Here is a 2,523-nt window from a genome sequence, read left to right on the forward strand (position 1 = left end):
GGTGTACGAATTGAACAACCTGATAATAACTGGGTGGGCTACTGTCCGGCGGAGTATGCGGGTTGTAATGAATTAATTGATCCAGTCAGCAGTTTTGCCGTCAATCTGTTCTTTAACGGTGATTTTTCTCAGAACATTGACACGACGGACGAACCGGAACGGGATGGCTGGGATTTAAATCGCCAGCAAACCAAGATCGAGCCTAACACGCTTTATCGTTTAGCGGCGCAGGATCCTGTTGTAGGCAATAGTCTTAGTATTAGCTGTAATAGTGCGTTGTATTTACTTAGTCCGGTTGCCAATCGGTTGAGTTATTCGGGTACAACCGTTACTCTGTCTGTACTGACCACGGATCAAACAAGTTTGCTCTTTTTCTCAGGTTATAGCGATAACTGCACCAGCGCTATCACCTCGGTTAATCCTGGCAACACCAAGGTCGAACTCAAAAAAGCAGCGATTGATTATCAATTAAAACAAGAGTTAAAAACCAGTGAATGCAATGGCGTGGTTAACTTTAACGACGGTTGTGTATTATTCAATCAGCGGAGCCAGAGTGGCAGCGCAGTAAAAAATGTAATTTATGATGCCGACACTTCTTTAAATACGCCCAATGCTTCGGCGCCAATTTCAGAAAATGATTCCAATGTGTTATTAAAAGTGACGCCGGATCGTATTTGCGATAAGTGGTTAGCTTGCCGCAGTAAAATCGTATATATTAACGACTCCGGCAAAGAAGAAAGTTATTGCTCCGACATCGGTCTTTGCAACAGCGTTGACGATAAGGGTAATTGCGATAATTTCTTGATTGCCAATAAAACTTTTTCTCCAGCCACAGTTGGTAACATCAGCAATATGGACGGCTACAACAAGGTCGGTTTTGATTGGGGCAGCACCAGGTTGGAGGGCTATTATAATTTTAGTAAAATGAAACAGACCGGCGAGGTGGCAAATTTGCCAAACAGCAGTTTTGAATTCAGCAGTGCAAGCGGTTTTCCTTTAAGCTGGCGATCCGAAGGAGCCGCTTGGACTATGAATGTTTCTAAGGTAATTTATTCTCCTTATGAGACTCAGAAGGAATGTTTGAATATCGATTGTGGCACCTATGTGCCGGATGGAGCCGCCTTCTTGCGTTTAGGCGCGGGCTTCAGTATGGCTTCCGAATTGTTTGATGTGATTAATAATTTGGAATATGTGTTGAATGCGCAGTTGAATACGGTTAATTTAGCCGGAGCGCGCGCGCGGGTGACTTTGGAACAGAGAAACAGCACCGGATCTACGCTGATATCAAATTTCTTGGAACTTGATTCGGGTAAAGCCTGGGAAAAGAAGCTTTTAAGAATAAGAATGAATGCCGCTACTTCCAAGATTAAAATTATTCTTTCAACTGCGGGCTTTGGTACGGCGACCGGCACCGGTAATGCCTATTTTGACGATATTAATATTATGCCAGCACTAGAAACATATGATTTAACACCGACCGTAACTAGCGACTCAAATTATTGGTACACGCCGCAATCTTGCAGGCTCTATCCAGAAAGCGATGCTTTATCCTGCAGCTATTTTAATGATTCTGGTGTCATTGAGATGGGTTGGCCGGGCTATTGTTTGGAGTATGATCGCGCGCCTGGCTCGCAGGATGCTTGCCTCTTGTGGTGGCCGGTTGAAAAAGTTAAGGGCGACGGCGTGTATGAGGGCGCCGGCTATCAGGGGCGCTATCCGGTTTATTATTGTACTGACAGCGAACCGATGAAGTTTTTGGAGTATCGGCACATTTCATATGTTGGTTGTGCCGGATGTCGAGGTGAGGGTTGTGATGACAGAATGCCGCCAGCGCCAGCGGGCTATAATCTGATGCCCTATGGATCTTGCGGCAGTTGCACCTTAGGCGGAGACAGGGATCAGTGTTGGTATGTTCCAAATGGAGTATCGTCCAGCAATTTAGACGGATCTGCGAATGCGCCATTCAGCGGAACCTGGGGAACAGATGGTTGGTATACATATGACGGTACTTTATTTGCACACAACTATACCATCAGCAGTTCAACCAATGCTCAGACTGCCTATTTATGTAACGGGGCAGCCACCTGCAATTATTCTACAGATTTGATCAAATCAGAATTCAGCCTAACTTTCTTTACTACGGAAGCAGCCCTTAAAACCATGATGGGCTTGGCCGATACTTTAGATCTGGTCGCTAATTCGCCTCTTTACTGCACGGAATTAATCCAAACCGTCACCCAGGCCGGACAGAATAAATACTGGAGCGGCCGGGTGTACGAAGGCAGTTCATATATTGAGAACTGTTATGCAAATGGAACCGCCGGCGCTACTACCAACTGTCTCTATTCAGCAGACTACAAACCGTTTGGCTCAATCGTTTATCCAAAACCGTCAAACAATCCTTACGAATGGGACAGCAAGGGCTATGCGGGTATCCAACCGCTTTATTATGAAGCGCCGGATACGAGCGGCAAAGCTCCGTATCAACCGCGGATGGGTGAATTACATCAGCAGTCAGAACTA

1 protein-coding gene is annotated in these 2,523 nt (G+C 45.7%); it reads left to right on the forward strand.

What is annotated here, in order from left to right:
* Nucleotides 1-2,523, forward strand: a 2,523-nt coding sequence (locus tag M0Q51_17445; protein ID MCK9401752.1) for a hypothetical protein, incomplete at both ends; no start/stop codon positions are given.

The organism is Bacteroidales bacterium, assembly GCA_023229505.1.
Taxonomy (GTDB): domain Bacteria; phylum Bacteroidota; class Bacteroidia; order Bacteroidales; family JAGOPY01; genus JAGOPY01.